Source organism: Pseudomonas lactis, from assembly GCF_001439845.1.
Lineage (GTDB): Bacteria > Pseudomonadota > Gammaproteobacteria > Pseudomonadales > Pseudomonadaceae > Aquipseudomonas > Aquipseudomonas lactis.
This window is the reverse complement of record NZ_JYLO01000011.1, coordinates 208,260-224,530: the sequence shown is the minus strand read 5'-3', so window position 1 is coordinate 224,530 and position 16,271 is coordinate 208,260. Positions and strand designations below refer to the sequence as shown.

Sequence of the window (16,271 nt, the reverse complement as noted above, 5' to 3'; positions counted from 1 at the left end):
AACTGTAGGAGCGAGCTTGCTCGCGAAGAACGCAAGGGCACCGCGTTAAACCAGGATGCCCGCGTTATCGTTGACGTGCTTCGCGAGCAAGCTCGCTCCTACAGTGAGGGTTTGAGAACGTCGCTATGCAGCGTGTTAGCTCCCGGCGCCCGCACTTGAATAATCAACAACGCCGCAATCACCGCCGGAATCGCGCAGAAGAAGAAAATCTGCTCGACCGGGATATGCATCGCCAGCAACAAGCTGCCAAACAGCGGCCCCAGAATCGACCCGAACCGCCCCACCCCCAACGCCCAGCCCGTGCCGGTGGCGCGCACGTGCGCCGGGTAGAAGTTGCTCGCGAAGGCATTGAGCGTCAGTTGCCCGCCGATGATGCAGAACCCTGCGGCAAACACGCAGGCCACCAGGTAGCGTGGGTTGTCGTGGTTCAAGCCCAGCAGGATGGTGCACAACGCTGCCGCCGCCAGCACGCCGGACAGCAGCCGCACTTTGCTTTTCAAACGGTCGGCAAACCAAGCCATGAGAATGGCGCCCAAGGTGCCGGCGAACAGGAACATGGAGGTAACCAGGTTGGCTTCATTCAACGCTAGGCCGCTTTCGAGCAATAGCGAAGGCAGCCAGCTGATCATGAAATACAGCAGGATCAGGCTGACAAAAAAAGTCGCCCAGATCAGCAGCGTCGGGCGCGCGTAGCCGTTGCGAAACAGCTCCACCACGGTCAGCTTGCTGCCCTGCTCCTGGCGGTTCTCGGCTTCGCTGGCGGACGGTGGCTGCCAGTCGGGCAGCATCCGCGCCGTGACCTTGTGTAAGCGCAGGTACGGCGGTGCATCGCGCAGCAAACGCGGCAGGGATTCGGGCAACAGCCATACCAGAAACGGGAACAACAGCAACGGCGTCACACCGCCCGCCAGGAACACCGCCTGCCAGCCAAAACTGTCGATAAACCCGGCCGCCACAAAGCCACCCGCCGCGCCGCCGAACGAAAAGCCACAGGCGGCCAGCGTCACCATCAAGGTGCGCAGGCGTGGTGGCGAATACTCCGACATCAACGCCATGGCACTGGGCATCGCACCGCCCATGCCGATCCCGCAGATAAACCGCGCCGCCATCAACGTGGTCAGGGAATTGGCGAACACCATCAATACCGTGAGGCTGGCGTAGATCAGCACGCACGCCAGCAGAATGCGTCGCACACCAAACCGATCCGCCAGCGGCGTCACCAACAGCGAGCCGAGGGTGAGGCCCAGCAGGTTGGCGCTGAACACGGGCCCGAACGCGGATTTTTCCAGGCCCCAATCCTGGGCCAGCGCCGGCACTACATAGCCCAGCACCTGGGCGTCATAGCCATCGGTGACCAGTAGCAGTGCCAGCAGCAGGAGAATCAACCATTGGTAGCGCGACACCGGACGGGCGTCGAGTGCCGCGCGAAAGCTGGCAATCTGATTGTGCATCGCAAGGTACCTGTTTTTTTATGATTGTTCCCACGCTCTGCGTGGGAATACAGCTCTGGACGCTCCGCGTCCGTTTTTAGAGCCGTGACGCAGAGCGCCACATGAGGCGTTCCCACGCTGAGCGTAGGAACGATCATTACAGGGGGTTCAGGGGGTGTCAGGTTGATTGGCGGGGTGTGCCTGCATGAAGGCCGGATGTTGGGCCGCCAATGCCGCCACCCGCCCGATGCGTGGGTATGCCGCCAAGGGCACCTTGAAACGCTCGGCCGCGTACAACTGCGGGATCAGAAACGCATCGGCCAGGCCCGGTTGTTCGCCAAAGCAAAACCCGGTGTCGCCAATCAACTGCTCCACCGCGCCCAGGCCCTGGCTGATCCAATGCCCGATCCACTCCAGCAATTGCGCCTCGTCGTGCCCCCACTTGCGCAGCAAGTTCTGGGTGCTGGAGTTATGCAACGGGTGGATATCACAGGCGATGATCGACGCCACCGCCCGCTCGTGAGCCCTGGCGACCCAATCCTTGGCGAGCAGCGGCGCCTGTGGATAACGCTCTTCCAGGTACTCGATGATCGCCTGTGACTGGATCAACAACGCCCCTTCATCGCTACGCAACGCCGGCACGCGCCCTTGGGGGTTGATCGCCAGGTAGCCAGGTTGGCGGTTGGCGCCGCCGGCCGGCACCAGCAGGTTGACCGGCAGCGCGGTGAAATCCAGGCCTTTGAGGGCCAGGGCAATACGTACTCGATACGACGCGGTGGAACGGTAGTAGGTATAGAGTTCCATGGCCCTGCCCTCTCAGCGCGCCGCGACCACGGTACCGCGGCATTCGCCGAAGCCGATGGAGGCAAAGCCCTCGCGGCTGCAACGGGCACGCAAGATGATTTCGTCGCCATCCTCGAGGAATTTACGCACCTCACCGGAAGCCAATTCAATCGGCTTTTTACCACCTTCGGTAATCTCCAGCAGGCTGCCGAACTGCCCCGGCTGCGGGCCAGACAAGGTGCCCGACCCAAACAGGTCACCGGCCTGCAACTGGCAGCCGTTGACGCTGTGGTGCGCAACCATTTGTGCCACGGTCCAGTACATATGCTCGGTGTTGCTCAGGGTCAGGCGATGGGCGGGCAGGTTTTGTTCACGCATCGAAGCCGTGGTGAGCAGCACTTCCAGTTCGATATCAAAGGCGCCCGCGTTCTGATCGCGCTTGTCCAGCAAGTAGGGCAGCGGTTGAGGATCACCCTCTGGACGTGCCGGCTGGGCCTTGCGGAAAGGTTCCAAAGCTTCAGCGGTGACGACCCACGGCGAGATGCTGGTGATAAAGCTTTTCGACAAGAACGGCCCCAGCGGCTGGTACTCCCAGGCCTGGATATCCCGCGCCGACCAGTCGTTGAGCAGGCAGAAACCAGCGATATGCTCGGCGGCATCGCCAATGGCAATCGCATCGCCTATGGCATTGCCCTGACCGATCCAGATGCCCAGCTCCAACTCATAGTCCAGGCGCGCGCATGGGCCAAAGGTCGGCTCGGTCTGGCCGGCCGGAAGGGTCTGGCCTTTAGGGCGTCGCACCTCTGTACCCGAGGGGCGAATGGTCGAGGCACGGCCGTGGTAGCCAATGGGCACGTACTTGTAGTTCGGCAACAGCGGGTTATCGGGGCGGAACAATTTGCCGACGTTTTGCGCGTGCTCGATGCCGACGTAGAAGTCGGTGTAGTCATTGATCTTGGCCGGCAGGTGCATCTGGCAATCAGCGGCACGGTGCAGCACTTGCGCTTCGCGGGTTTGCAGCTTGCTGCCTTCGGCCAGCAGTTCCAGCAGGCGCTCGCGCAGGGCGACGCGGGGGCCACGACCGAGTTCGAAAAAGGCGTTCAGTTGGCCCCCCACCGTAGCTTCGACAGCGCGCCGGGCTTCGCCGGAAAATTCGTCCAGCGCGGCATGCAGGTCGAGAATCGCATCGCCAATCGCCACGCCACTGCGCGGTGCCGAGCCATTGATACTGAACACGCCCAGGGGCAAGTTCTGCAAGGGGAAATCCGCGTGACCATTGGCCGAGGATACCCAGCTGCGGGTCTGCGTTGGTTGAGTCATGGGTTATCTCCGGTTCGGGTTGAAGGTGGCAGGCAGCGCGGCCCAGCACGCGTCATAAGCAGGTTGCAGTTGCGGGCATTCCAGGGCGAACTGGGTCGGGCGCAGCACTTGGCTGGTCTCGAACATGAACGCCATGGTGTTGTCGATCTTGTGCGGCGCCAGGTCGGCGTTGATGGCTTTGGTGCAGGTCTCGCCATCCGGGCCGTGGGCGCTCATGCAACTGTGCAGCGATGCGCCGCCCGGCAGGAAGCCTTCGGCCTTGGCGTCGTAGGCGCCCTGGATCAGGCCCATGTATTCGTTCATCAGATTGCGGTGAAACCACGGCGGACGGAAGGTGTTCTCGGCCACCATCCAGCGTGGCGGGAAAATCACGAAGTCGAGGTTGGCCAGGCCGTGCACGCTGGTAGGCGAGGTCAAGACCGTGAAGATCGACGGGTCCGGGTGATCGAAACTCACGGTGCCGATGGTGTTGAAACGGCGTAGGTCATATTTGTACGGCACGTTATTGCCGTGCCAGGCGACCACGTTGAGCGGTGAGTGGTCCAGCTCGCAGCCCCACAGCTCACCGAGGAATTTCTGCACCAGCGGTGTGGGCTTTTTCAGGTCTTCGTAGTGGGCAACTGGCGTGAGGAAGTCGCGGGGGTTGGCCAGGCCGTTGCTGCCGATAGGGCCAAGGTCCGGCAGACGCAGCGGGGCGCCATGGTTCTCAGCAACGTAACCGCGTGCTTGCGCATCCAGCAGTTCGATACGGAACTTGAGGCCACGGGGCAGCACCACGATCTCCAGCGGCTCGACGTCCAGCACACCCAGCTCGGTGGCGATGCGCAGGCGGCCCTGTTCGGGGACGATCAGCAGTTCGCCGTCGGCATTGAAGAACACGCGCTCCATGGAGCGGTTGGCGCGGTAGTTATAGATGCTGATGCCCGAAGGTTTTTCCGCACCCGCATTGGCAACCATGCCCACCAGGCCGTCGATAAAGTCCGTCGGCTCACTCGGGATGTCCAACGGGTTCCAGCGCAAGCGGTTCGGCGTCACTGCGCCCAACGGGCCACCGGCCAATTGCCGCGCAAGCTTGACGAATGCCGGGTGGTTGGCCGACGGCTGAATGCGGTACAGCCAGGTGCGACGGGCTTCGCTGCGGGCCATGGTGAAGGCGGTGCCGGAAAACAGTTCGGTGTAGAGCCCGTAAGGGGCTTTCTGCGGCGAGTTCTGGCCGACCGGCAGCGCGCCGGGCAAGGCTTCGCTGGCGAATTCGTTGCCGAAGCCCGACAGGTATTCGAGGTTCATGGATCGTCCTCTGAGGGTCAGTTGTATTTATCGTAATCCAGTTACGCATAACGTAATTTGATCACTATCGACCGTCAAGCTATAAAGACGCCCATTCATCTCTCGGATTCTCGCCCTTCCATGGAAAAGCCCCGCGACACCGGTAAACAGAAAGTCCGCTCGGCGGAAGTCGGCACCGATATCCTCAAGGCCCTGGCCGAACTGTCGCCGGCCACCTCGTTGTCACGCCTGGCCGAACATGTGCAGATGCCGGCGAGCAAGGTGCACCGCTATTTGCAGGCCCTGATCGCTTCGGGTTTTGCCGAACAGAACAGCGCCACCAACCATTACGGCCTGGGCCGCGAAGCGTTACGCGTGGGGTTGGCGGCGCTGGGCAGCCTGGATGTATTGAAGGTCGGCGCCCTGCCCCTGGCCGAGCTGCGCGATGAATTGAATGAAACCTGCTTTCTAGCGGTGTGGGGCAACCAGGGCGCGACGGTGGTGCACATTGAGCCGGCGGTGCGTGCCGTCACCGTGGTGACGCAGTTAGGTTCGGTACTACCGCTGCTCAGCTCGTCCACCGGGCTGGTGTTCAGCGCGTACCTGCCGTCACGGGAAACCGTGGAGTTGCGTGAGCGCGAGGTTCTAGCCGGCACCGCCCACACCTTGGCGGACGATCAGGCCTATGCCAACGTGTGCGAGCAAATCCGCAGCCGCGGCCTGCACTTCGTACATGGGCTGCTGATGCCTGGCGTGGATGCATTATCAGCGCCGGTGTTCAATGCGGTCGGGCACGTGGCGGCGGTGATGACCGTGGTCGGCCCGACTTCACTGTTCCATGCCGATGAAGATGGCCCGGCGGCGCAGCGCTTGCTGGCGGCGACCCGGGCCGTGAGTTGGCGCATGGGCTATCAGCCCTGAATCAGTCTTCGCTGTGGGACAGGGCCACGGCGACGCGGTTTTCCACGGCTTTTACCTGCGCGCCAGCGACCACATAGTTGTTGGTCAACATCGCGAACACCAGCTTGCGCCCGTGAGCATCGGTGATGTAACCGCTCAATGACGACACGCCGGCCATGGAGCCGGTCTTGGCATGCAGGTTATTTTCCGCAGCCGTGCCGCGCAGGCGGTAACCCAGGCTGCCGCCGGTCATACGGTCGGCATTGCCGGCAACCGGCAGCGCGTTGTACCAGGCGTCGAACCAGGGTTGTTTGCTGGCCGCCAGCAGCAGGTCGGTGAGGGTTTGCGACGACACCAGGTTACGCCGCGACAGGCCGGAGCCGTCCACTTGGCTCACAGCGCTGGTGTCCAGCCCCTGGCGCTTGAGAAAGTCGGCCACCGCCACGGCGCCCGCCGCCGCCGTGCCGCTGCTGGCCGTCTGGCGGCCCATGGCCTTGAGCACGGCTTCGGACATGGCGTTGTTCGAGAGCTTGAGCAGCGGCACGATCAGCTCCTGCAACGGCGCCGATTGGTGCTCGGCCAGCACCGTCACCCCAGCAGGACTTGCCCCGCCCATCACCCGACGCCCCAGCACCTTGATGCCCTGCTGCGCCAAGGCTTGCTCAAACAGGTTGGCCACCAGTTGCGTCGGCTCCCACACGCTGATCAATTGCTGGCTCTGCCGGCCAGGCGCCACCGCGCCGCTGAGCTGCAGCAGGTTGGTGCCATGGCGACCGTTGATCCCATAGCTGTTACCCGGCCCGCTGACGGCGCGGTTATTCAGTTGCAGGTAGTCGGTGGGCGGGTAGATCTCCACGCCGACCGGCGAGCCGACGTGCAACGGCGCCTTGGCGGTGACCAGCACGCTGCCAGCATCAAAGTCGGTATTGGGCGCCACGGTCAGCGCTGAAATCTGCGCGCCGTAGTAGGTGGTTTCATCATCATGGGACCAGTCCACGCCCAGCCGCTCGGCATCGAACCAAGTGTCGTCGAACACCAGGTCGCCCTGCACCTGGCGCACGCCCTGGCTGGCCAATTGCGCGGCGAGCGCCTGATAGTCGGCAAACTGAATACTCGGGTCGCCCAAGCCACGCAGGTACAGGTTGCCAGTCAGCCGGTCGCCCTGGCGTAGGCCAATGCTCAGCAGTTGCGTGGCGAAGCGGTACTGCGGCCCCAATACATCCATGGCCGCCGCCGTGGTCAACAGCTTGAGGTTGGACGCGGGCACCAGCCGGGTGCGTGGGTTGTGCTGATACAGCGTGGTGCCTGTGCGGGCATCACGTACCATCAGCGAGACCGTGGCGCCTTGCAGCGCCGGGTCGCTCAACAGCTTATCCAGGGTTGCCGAGGTGGAGGTTTGGGAGACGCTGGCGCAGCCGCCCAGCAAAAAACTCAAGCCGACCAGCAGGGTGCTGGTGTGAAACCATTTTCCAAAGTGCATCAGTAGCGTTTTCCATAAGCCTGCAATGGCGGCAACGCTAACAGCTCGCTATCAATGTGGCGAGGGCACTGAATGCTCTCCGCTTTCCTGTGGGAGCTGGCTTGCCTGCGATGCAGGCAACTCGGTGTATCAGGCAAACCCAGTCGATGCCATCGCAGCATAGTATCTACACAACTTCGGAGGTTGTAACAGCAGACGGTAACCACGATGCGAAGCGAGTCGCTCTTGATCTGCTCTTGATCTGCTCTTGATCTGCTCTTGATCTGCTCTTGATCTGCTCTTGATCTGCTCTTGATCTTGATCTCAGGCGCCCCGTTAAACCACGCTGGCCGAACGCAGGCTTGAATTCGTGGGTAACCCGGCAGGACGCCGGGTTAGCCGCCCCGCGCCATGGATGGCGCGTGGCGGCGGCCCACGGATTCAAGCCTGTGTTCGGGCACACCGAGCCTAAGCGAGGTGCCGAGTGGTGGGGCAAGAGCCCTTTTGGTTACTTTTGGGGCTCTTTTCCAAAAGTGACCCGCTGTCAGAGCGGACCCCTAAGTGGCCGTTACCACAGCAATGGATATGTACACAATCCAGCTGTGTTGACTGTCAGGCCGTCTTCGCAGCGATGCGGCGACCCGACAAGCCAGCTCCCACATTTGGATCGTGGTGTGTCAGTTAGATCAGCGTCGGCTGTCAGTCCGTCACGGGAGCAAGCTCCCTCGCCACAGGTCCAGCGTCACACCAAAGATGTGTAGAAACCTATGGCCATCGCAGGCAAGCCAGCCCACAGAAGAATGCCAGCAACCCGGAATCAGAAGGTCAACGTGCTTGAAACCGACACCTGCCGCGCATCACCAATAGACACGAACTGCGTATTCACCGAAGAGGTGTAATAGGTGCGGTCGAACAGGTTCTTCACATTGAGCTGAAACTTGACCTTCTGCCCATCAAGTTGCGTGTCGTAGCTGGCAAATACATCCGCCACGGTATAGCTCGGCAGTTCAAAGCTGTTGGCCGCATCCCCAGCGCGCTCGCCCACATAGCGCGCACCGGCGCCGACCCGCAGTTGATCGCCCCCCAGAAGAGTGCCGAAGTCATACACAGCCGACAGCGAGCCGGTGTTTTTCGCCACATTCTGCAGGCGCTTGCCTTTGAGCGTCGGGTCGTCGGTGACCTCGGCATCGGTGTAGGCATAGCTGCCGATCAGGCTCCACTTGTCGGTCAACTGGCCGCTGGCATCCAGCTCCAGGCCACGGGAGCGCACCTTGCCCGCCACGCTGTAGACCGAGGTTAGCCCCTCGCCCACCTGGACCAGCACGTTGCGTTTGTCGATGTTGAACAACGCCGCACTGGCGGTGATACGCCCCGGCAGGTCGAACTTGGTGCCCAGCTCCCAGGCCTTGGATTCTTCAGGGTCGAGGCTGCCATCCAGCACGGTTTTGTTGGCCAGTGGCGCAATGGTGGAGTTGGGCTTGAACGACTCGGTGTAGCTGCCGTAGAACGACAGTTCATCGGTGTAGCGGTACACCAGCCCGGCCCGAGGCACCCATTTTTGGCCATTGCCATCGGTGTTGGCGGTGAACGGCACGCCTTTGCCGGCGTATTGATCGTACATTTGATAACGCGCCCCACCGACCAGAATCCACTGGTCGTTGAGATGAATCGCATCCTGGAAGAACAGCGAGTCGCTGCGCAGCAGGTCAGTCTGGTTGCTGTCCGGCGCGCTGACGTTGGAACCCGCCACTTCGTTGCCGTACACCGGGTTGTTGTAATTGAAGACACCGCGCGGAGCCTGGCGGATCAGGTCGGCGCGGTAGATCTTGCGGTACTCGTCGTCCAGGCCGAACACCAGGTCGTGTTGCATACCGGCCAACGCGACTTTGCCTTCCAGGCTCGCGGTTGCGAAACGGTCGGTGGTCAGCGCGCCCTGGGTGCCATCCATGCTGCGGGTCAGGGTGCCGTTGGGGTTGACCTTGACCACCCGCACCTGGCTGGCGTCGTAGGTTTCGCGGTTCCAGCTGTAGCCGAAGTGGGCTTTCCAGTCGTCATTCAGGTCGTGGTCGACGGTCAGGCGATACAGGTCGGAGCGCCCTTCCATATTGTTGAACGGCTCATCCAGGCGGCGGGTCGCGGGGATGTTCAGCGGGTGGCGGGTCTTGGGGTCGATGGCAGTGCCACGGTCAAAGGGCGAGAGAAACTCGCGGTGTTCATAGGCGACAACCACCTGGGTGGTATCGCCGTACCAGGCCAGGGACGGCGCCACCAGCGTCTCGCGGTGGGTACCGTAGTTGCGCCAGTAGTCTTCGTCTTCATGGTCAACGATCAGGCGATAGGCCAGGCCGCTGTCACCGAGGGGGCCGGTGGTGTCGAGGTTGCCGCCGCTGCCGTTCTTGCCGCTGCCGAAGGTTGAACCGCGCGCGGTCAGGGCCGTGGACTGCACCAGTTCGGGCTTTTTGCTGACGATATTGACCACGCCACCCGGGTCCTGGATGCCGTACAACAGCGACGACGGCCCCTTGAGCACTTCGACGCGATCAGCGGTGGCGTTCAACGCCCGGCCCTGCACCACGGGCATGCCGTCCTTCATGATCGAGCCATTACGGTTGTCGCCAAAGCCACGCAGCATCACCGCGTCCTGGGTGCTGCCGAGGGTGTTGGACTGGGTAATACCACTGATATTGCCCAGGGCGTCATCCAGGTTACGCGGCTGTTGATCGCGCAATACTTGGGCGGGCACCACATTTACGGTTTGCGGGGTTTCCAGCAGCAGGCCATGGGAGCGCATCACCGAACTGGTGGGCGGTGGCTGGTAGCTGGTGCTGGCTTGGGTGGGGTCGATGCCGCTGATAGTGGTAGCGCCCAGGTTGACCGCGCCATCGGTGGGCACCGGTTCCAGCGCCAGGGTACGGGCGTCGATCTGGCGAAAGGTGAAGCCGGAACGGCCCAGCAGACGTTGCAGGGCCTGGGTCGCGCTCATCTGCCCGCTGACCGCCGGGGCGTTGATGCCGTAGGGCGCTTCATCGGTGTAGATCACACTGATCCCGGTAACCCGGCTGAAATCGCTCAACGCCTGGGGCAACGGCTTGGCCGCCAGGGCAAAATTGAACTGGGCACTTTGCTGCTCCTGCGCCTGCGCCATGGCCAGGGGCAATAAGACCAGCCCCGACACCGTGAATACCGAGGCTCCCAGCCACTGTTTGACCCAACCGCCCGCCGTCGATTTCATGCTGTGAGCACCCGTGTAGAAAACGCTGTTAATGCGAATTGATCGCAGTTTCATGCACTACACGGATGGGCCGGCGATTTACCTCACCTCTGCTGGCAATTATTTTTTATTTACGGCATCTGGGTGCCACCGTTATCACAGCATAGGTATCTACATCACTTTCTGGGCTGTAGGAGCAGACGGTAACCACGATGCGAAGCGAGCCGCTCTTGATCTTGATCTGCTTTTGATCTCAGGCGCCCCGTTAAACCACGCTGGCCGGAATTCGACAGGGATTTGGGGGGTAAACCGGCAGGGATGCCGGTTTAGCCGCCCCGCGCCATGGATGGCGCGTGGCGGCGGCCCCCCAAATCACTGGCGGATTACGGGCACACCGAGCCCAAGCGAGGTGCCGAGTGGTGGGGCAAGAGCCCTTTGGTTACTTTGGGGCTCTTTTCCAAAGTGACCCGCCGTCAGGCGGAACCCTAAGTGGCCGTTACCGAAGGAATGGATATGTACACAGTCCAACTGTGTTGACTGTCAGGCCGCCTTCGCGAGCAAGCCCGCTCCCACAGTTGGATCGTGGGGTATCAGGTAGATAGGTGTCGGCTGTCAGGCCGCCATCGCAGGCAAGCCAGCTCCCACACTGGCCATGTAGTGCCCACAGGGATGAGTCGTTCGTCCTTCAGGCAGCTATGCCCTGGATGCGAAAACCCCAGCGCGGAAAATGCACATGCACGGTACCACCGCGTTCATCCGTGCGACGCAGGATCAGCTCTTCACGCCCAGCGAACAGCAACTCGCCAGCCACCGGATCAACGCCATAGTCGATAGCCGCAATGGTCACCTCCTGACCCACCTTAAAGCCGTTCAAATCCTCGAACACCTCATCCGGCAAAGGTGCCGGTGTAGCATTGCGGGCGATATCCAAAGCCTGCTCCGCGGTCATCTGACTGGCGGTTCCATGACCAAAACCCAACACCCGTCCCAGCCAGGCCAGCACGGCCGGATAAGCATCCACCAAAGGCGCGGTGACCGGCGTGGCCTTGAGGAACCAAAGCGAGTGGGCCAGGGCAAAGTCGGCAATCGACGGCGCGCCGAACAGGAAGTCGCCGCTCTCACGCTGCAACTGTTGCTCCAACCGCGTCATGATCGCCGGCCATTGATGCTTGGCCAGCTCAGCCGGCAGCTTGCTCGCCGTGCCGCCACTGAACAGCGCAGCGCGGTCAGCGATAAAGGCCTTGATGGCCTCGGGCGGTAACTTGCCAAAGCGCACCGCCACCGATTCGGGCTGGAACACCAGGCTGACGGCATGGGCGAATACCACGCTGTCGGCCCAGGTGGCGAAGGTCTGGGTGATCATTTCCTGGCCCAGCGGAAACAGGGCCGGTGAGGACTTTTCCTGCTCCAGGCGGCGAGCGATCAGGGCGGTGTCGCAATAGATATCCGCCCCCACCTGCAGCACCGGAGTTTTGCGGTAGCCGCCGGTCAAGGCCGTCAGGTCGGGCTTGGGCATCACCGGCGAAATGTTCACCGAATGCCAGGACAGGCCTTTGAAGCCCAGCAACAGCCGCGCTTTTTCCGCAAAGGGTGAGGTCGGATAATGGTGCAGGATGAGCTCAGACATACGGGTTTCCGCTTGGCGAGTGAGCGAGCAGATTACCGCGCAAACGGTCCTGGCTGCATGATGGGAACCTATCAGTCAGAGTGATGAGCCATTTGCGGCCAGGCATTCCTTGGCGCTCTTCTTCAACTTTTTGATCAGGCGTTCCTGACGCAGCGCCTCACCCTTGTTCGCGCATTGCTCGGTGTACACCAGCGCCACTGCCGGGCTGGACAGAAAAAACCGCGCGCCCTTGCCGCTTTGGTGCGAGGCAAACCGGCGCACCGGGTCGTTGCTGATGCCGCAATACAGCGCACCATTGGCGGCGCGCACCAGGTAGACATACCAAGGCTTGGGTTCAGGCGTACTCACGGACAGGTTCGGCAAGGCAAAGGGGCGCGCAGTTTATCAACGACTGGCCTGGAATGCCTTCAGGCCTTTGTTCGCCTGGGCGCGTACGGCGTTGCGTACCAGCGGCGTCCAGCCCAACAGCAGGCCCTTGGTGCCCAACGCCTGGCGCGACCAGCGCCACAGGTCGAAGTGATCGTGGTGCTCGCAGATCTTGCCGTCGCGCAATACAAAGCGCGCCTGGATATCGTTGACCACCGTATTGCCGGTTGCACTGAACAGGTAGGTGGCCACCCAATGCGCACTGCCGGTGCGCTCGTCGCTGTGCACCTGGTCGAAGGTCAACGAAAAATCCTTGGCACGGGTGGTGAGCATGCGCCACATGTCCCCTGCGTCACGGCCTCGCAGTTCACCAAAGGCCGGGTCGCTGAACACCACGTCATCGCTGTAGCAGGCAACCATGGCCTCGGCATCCAGGCGCTGGAAGGCGCTATAGAATTGGCTGATCAGGGCGTTATGGGCATCACTCATGGGCAGGCTCCGCGGACGTCAAAAGAGTAGGCGCACGATAAGCCGGCCAAGCCGTCATGGCTACTGTCATTCGCCACGCAAATAAGCGCGCTACGGCGCTATCCCAGTACTGCGGGCGTAGGCGAACAAGTCAACGTCGGTGGAAATACTCAAGCGCTGCATCGCCGTGCTTTTCTGCTTGCTGATGGTGGAGATGCTGCGGTTGACCTGGGCGGCAATCTGGCTGACGGTCATGCCGCTGGCCAGCATGCGCACCACCTCGCGTTCCTTGCCAGACAACTGCGGCTCCTGGGATTGATCGCCAGTGCCGGCTTCCACCAGTTGTACCCGCAGGCATTCACTGGCGAAGGTCTGGCCAGCACACACCGCCTTGATCGCCAAGGGCAACTCCTTGGCCGAAGCACTTTTGGCGACCACTGCCTTGGCGCCGTGGGCAAAGGCTGCGCGTAACGTGGCGACGTTGGCGAACATGGTGACCAGTATCACCGGCAACTGCGGATACTGGCGCTGCAACAGGCCCAACAAGCAGTAGCCATCGGCCTGCTGGCCGCCTGGCATGGCGAAGTCCGTGACCAGTACGTCGCACGGCGTGCGACTGAGCACGCCGAGTAACTGATCAGGACCATCGGCTTCACCGACCACTTTGCACTTGCCATTCGCCTCGATCACGACTTTCTGCCCGACCCGGACAATAGGGTGATCGTCAGCAATAATTACTCGAAGCATAGGCACCCACGAATGATGGCAACTTGAATCCGCGCAAAATACCTCTGCCTGCGATCATCAACAACTGCTAACAAAGAGGCACTTGCGGCCGAACCCAATGTTCAGTAGTGGCTGATTTTTGGACTACAACACAATAGGAAAATACCTACAGCCAAACTTAGACCAACGACCAGGTAAAACGCTCTGCAACAGCATTCTTCACAACTCAGACAGATACTCCAGATAAGCGCACAGCCGTGCTTCAAACACTTCCAGTTGCGCCGTGTGCGTAGCGACACCCTCGGCCTGGACCTGCTCGATCAAGCGCACGGCACTGGTTTCCAACCCCGTGCCGCCCAGGAACACCAGGCTGCCCACCAGCCGATGCAGACGCTCGGCGGTCAATGGCGCGTTCAACGTCACACGGGCATGACGCAACACCCGCTGGTCTTCCCAGGCCTCCATCAACAGGGTTTCCAGCAACTGGTCGACGACCAGGTCGCTGCCAAACGTGGTCACAAGCGTGGCACGGGTGGGCCAGCTCGCCCCCGCCGCAGCAGCGTATGGCTCGACATAACTGCCATCGCCGCCCGGCAACCAGCGCACCAGCACGGCGTGCAGTTGTTCAAGGGTCAGGGGTTTGAGCAGCCAGGCATCCATGCCGGCGTTGCGGCAACGTTGGGGGCTGTCGTTTTGCAGGTTGGCGGTCAAGGCAATGATGGGCACGCGCTTCAATCCCTGCTCACGCTCATGCTGGCGAATCGCACGAGTCATGCTGTAACCGTCCATGAAGGGCATCCGGCAATCACTGATCACCAGGTCGAAGGGCCGGTTGGTAAAGGTGTCCAATCCCATGAAGCCATCGGTGACCAGCGCGTGTCCGAGCCCCAGTTTTTGCAACAGCCAACCCAGCAACAGGCGATAGGCTGAATGATCCTCCACGACCAGAACATTCAAGTACTGCCAATGGGGCGGGGGACAAAAAGGCGGTTTGACTGTCCGGCTCGCTCCTGCGGTTGAACCTCCTGGCGAACCCATCAGTACCTCTTCGTGGTGATTAATTCGGCAGCCATCCGCGGCACTGATACAGCAATGCCAGGCACACCCTTTTGATCGTTATCGACTTTCAACCTATATCCTTTTGAATGGCTTCAAGCCGATACAACAACTACGAAAAACGCCGCGAAAATCTACCGTCCCGTACTGCGCTTACACCACAACCCGCCAATGTCGTATTAGTTGTATTTCCCCCTCGCAGCCCCCTCGCTAAATTGTGCCCACCCCAAAAGAGGGACGGATGGCCACTCCCTGGCACCGCAAAAAAACACTGAGACCGCCGCCACGCCAACCACTCGCCCACACAGGGCCGAGCGCTGACCTGTACGCGTTTCTATCTGCCAGACTGCAATGGAACAATTGGAAATGAAGAACCCTGTATCCCTGTTGAGCAGTGCCCTGCTGCTCGCCATGACATCTTCAGTGTTCGCCGCCAGCAGTGTCGACCTGAGCGTCAAAGGGTTGATCACGCCCAGCGCTTGTACACCGAGCCTGCCGGGTGACGTCGACTTCGGAAAAATCGCGGCAAAAGACCTGAATATCGACACCAGCACCCCGCTTGAGCGCAAGACCCTGCCACTGAGCGTCAACTGCGATGCGGCAACGCTGTTTGCCATCCAGCCTATCGACAATCGAGCTGGCTCTGCGATTTATGGCTACTCCTTTGGCCTGGGCATGATCAACGAAAACCAGAAGCTGGGCATGTATCAGTTGGGTTTCAGCAACCCCGTCGCCGAAACCCCCTCCACGCTGCTGGCCATGTACAACGCCGACGGCCACTGGGTAACGCTGCTGCCTGACGACGGCATCGCGCCCAACGAGTTGGTGGCACTGGGCAGTCGTGGCGATAGCGGCTGGGCGCCGCACCCGATCAAGGACGCGATCATGGACGTCACGCTCTACACAGTGATCGCCCCCGCAAAAGGGCTGACATTGACCGACGAAGTCGCGATCGATGGTTCCGCGACGTTTGAAGTCAAATACCTGTAAATGGACGCCTCTCACATGAAAACCTGCATGCCCCTGCTCAGCAGTGCCCTGCTGCTCGCCATGTCCACGTCTTTGTTCGCCGCCAGTAGCGTCGATTTGACCGTCAAGGGCCTGATTACACCCAGCGCCTGTGCCCCTGGCCTTTCCAGCGGCGGCATCATCGACCACGGCAAAGTCGCGGCCAAGGATTTGAAACAGGACAACTGGACGTTGCTCGGCAACCACACCCTGCAACTGTCGATCGTCTGCGATGCGCCAACCCTGCTGGCCCTGAAGGGCACGGACAACAAGGGTGACGCCCCCGACCCCATGAACCGCTATGGCCTGGGCCTGGTCAGCGGCAAAAAATTGGGCGGGTACACACTGGTGCTCGGCAATCCGGTGGCTGACGGCGCGGCAATCACCCTGATCGAGTCGTCCGATAACGGCCTCACCTGGCGGGAGAGCTTCCCGGGCGACGTCTGGCCCATTACCTACCACGCCTCGTTTGGCGACCGTTCCTCCGGCAGTTGGGCACCCTCCCCGGTCCAGCAGGTCACGGCAGACCTGATGGTGCAAACCCTTATCGCCCCCACAGCCGGCATGGACCTGAGCACAGAAGTTCCGATCAACGGCTCCGCCACCCTTGAAGTGAAATACCTGTAACCGCCCCTCACCCACAGGACGTGC

Annotated in this window: 14 protein-coding genes; 3 read left to right on the top strand and 11 right to left on the bottom strand. The window is 61.4% G+C overall.

Annotated elements, in window-relative coordinates; all coding sequences use genetic code 11:
• Nucleotides 1-98: 98 nt before the first annotated feature.
• From TX24_RS20570 to hmgA, 4 genes are all read right to left on the bottom strand, one after another.
• Entirely contained in the window at nt 99-1,451 is a 1,353-nt protein-coding gene (locus TX24_RS20570; protein ID WP_034134804.1) for an MFS transporter, read from the bottom strand.
• A gap of 147 nt (nt 1,452-1,598) precedes the next feature.
• Nucleotides 1,599-2,234, bottom strand: a complete 636-nt coding sequence (maiA, locus tag TX24_RS20565) for a maleylacetoacetate isomerase (protein ID WP_003188801.1) — start codon at nt 2,232-2,234, stop codon at nt 1,599-1,601.
• A 12-nt stretch (nt 2,235-2,246) separates the two neighbouring features.
• Nucleotides 2,247-3,533: a fumarylacetoacetase gene (gene fahA / locus TX24_RS20560; protein WP_057710981.1), complete on the bottom strand. Its 1,287-nt coding sequence runs from the start codon at nt 3,531-3,533 to the stop codon at nt 2,247-2,249.
• A 3-nt stretch (nt 3,534-3,536) separates the two neighbouring features.
• Nucleotides 3,537-4,820, bottom strand: coding sequence for a homogentisate 1,2-dioxygenase (gene hmgA, locus TX24_RS20555; protein WP_003188797.1), 1,284 nt, complete (start codon nt 4,818-4,820; stop codon nt 3,537-3,539).
• A 120-nt stretch (nt 4,821-4,940) separates the two neighbouring features.
• On the opposite strand from hmgA, the gene TX24_RS20550 reads away from it, so the two are divergent.
• Nucleotides 4,941-5,720, top strand: a complete 780-nt coding sequence (locus tag TX24_RS20550; RefSeq protein WP_003188795.1) for an IclR family transcriptional regulator — start codon at nt 4,941-4,943, stop codon at nt 5,718-5,720.
• A gap of 1 nt (nt 5,721) precedes the next feature.
• On the opposite strand, the gene dacB is transcribed toward TX24_RS20550, so the two are convergent.
• From dacB to TX24_RS20515, 7 genes are all read right to left on the bottom strand, one after another.
• Nucleotides 5,722-7,179 carry a D-alanyl-D-alanine carboxypeptidase/D-alanyl-D-alanine endopeptidase gene (dacB, locus tag TX24_RS20545; RefSeq protein ID WP_057710980.1) on the bottom strand — a complete coding sequence of 486 codons (1,458 nt, stop codon included), beginning with the start codon at nt 7,177-7,179 and terminating at the stop codon, nt 5,722-5,724.
• A gap of 796 nt (nt 7,180-7,975) precedes the next feature.
• The gene (locus TX24_RS20540; RefSeq protein ID WP_057710979.1) at nt 7,976-10,390 is read right to left on the bottom strand and encodes a TonB-dependent siderophore receptor; all 2,415 of its coding nucleotides are present in this window, start codon (nt 10,388-10,390) and stop codon (nt 7,976-7,978) included.
• 664 nt (nt 10,391-11,054) lie between these two features.
• Nucleotides 11,055-11,996 carry a glutathione S-transferase family protein gene (locus TX24_RS20535; protein ID WP_057710978.1) on the bottom strand — a complete coding sequence of 314 codons (942 nt, stop codon included), beginning with the start codon at nt 11,994-11,996 and terminating at the stop codon, nt 11,055-11,057.
• A gap of 75 nt (nt 11,997-12,071) precedes the next feature.
• On the bottom strand, nt 12,072-12,344 hold the full coding sequence (locus tag TX24_RS20530) for a GIY-YIG nuclease family protein (protein WP_003188786.1): 273 nt from the start codon (nt 12,342-12,344) through the stop codon (nt 12,072-12,074).
• Nucleotides 12,345-12,380: 36 nt separating this feature from the next.
• A complete protein-coding gene (locus TX24_RS20525) occupies nt 12,381-12,851 on the bottom strand; it encodes a nuclear transport factor 2 family protein (RefSeq protein WP_034135869.1) in 471 nt (156 codons plus the stop codon).
• Between the two features lie 90 nt (nt 12,852-12,941).
• A complete protein-coding gene (locus TX24_RS20520) occupies nt 12,942-13,577 on the bottom strand; it encodes a response regulator (protein WP_057710977.1) in 636 nt (211 codons plus the stop codon).
• Between the two features lie 198 nt (nt 13,578-13,775).
• The gene (locus TX24_RS20515; RefSeq protein WP_057710976.1) at nt 13,776-14,594 is read right to left on the bottom strand and encodes a response regulator; all 819 of its coding nucleotides are present in this window, start codon (nt 14,592-14,594) and stop codon (nt 13,776-13,778) included.
• A gap of 384 nt (nt 14,595-14,978) precedes the next feature.
• On the opposite strand from TX24_RS20515, the gene TX24_RS20510 reads away from it, so the two are divergent.
• Entirely contained in the window at nt 14,979-15,602 is a 624-nt protein-coding gene (locus TX24_RS20510) for a DUF1120 domain-containing protein (protein ID WP_003188778.1), read from the top strand.
• Nucleotides 15,603-15,617: 15 nt separating this feature from the next.
• Nucleotides 15,618-16,247: a DUF1120 domain-containing protein gene (locus TX24_RS20505; protein WP_057710975.1), complete on the top strand. Its 630-nt coding sequence runs from the start codon at nt 15,618-15,620 to the stop codon at nt 16,245-16,247.
• Nucleotides 16,248-16,271: the final 24 nt, after the last annotated feature.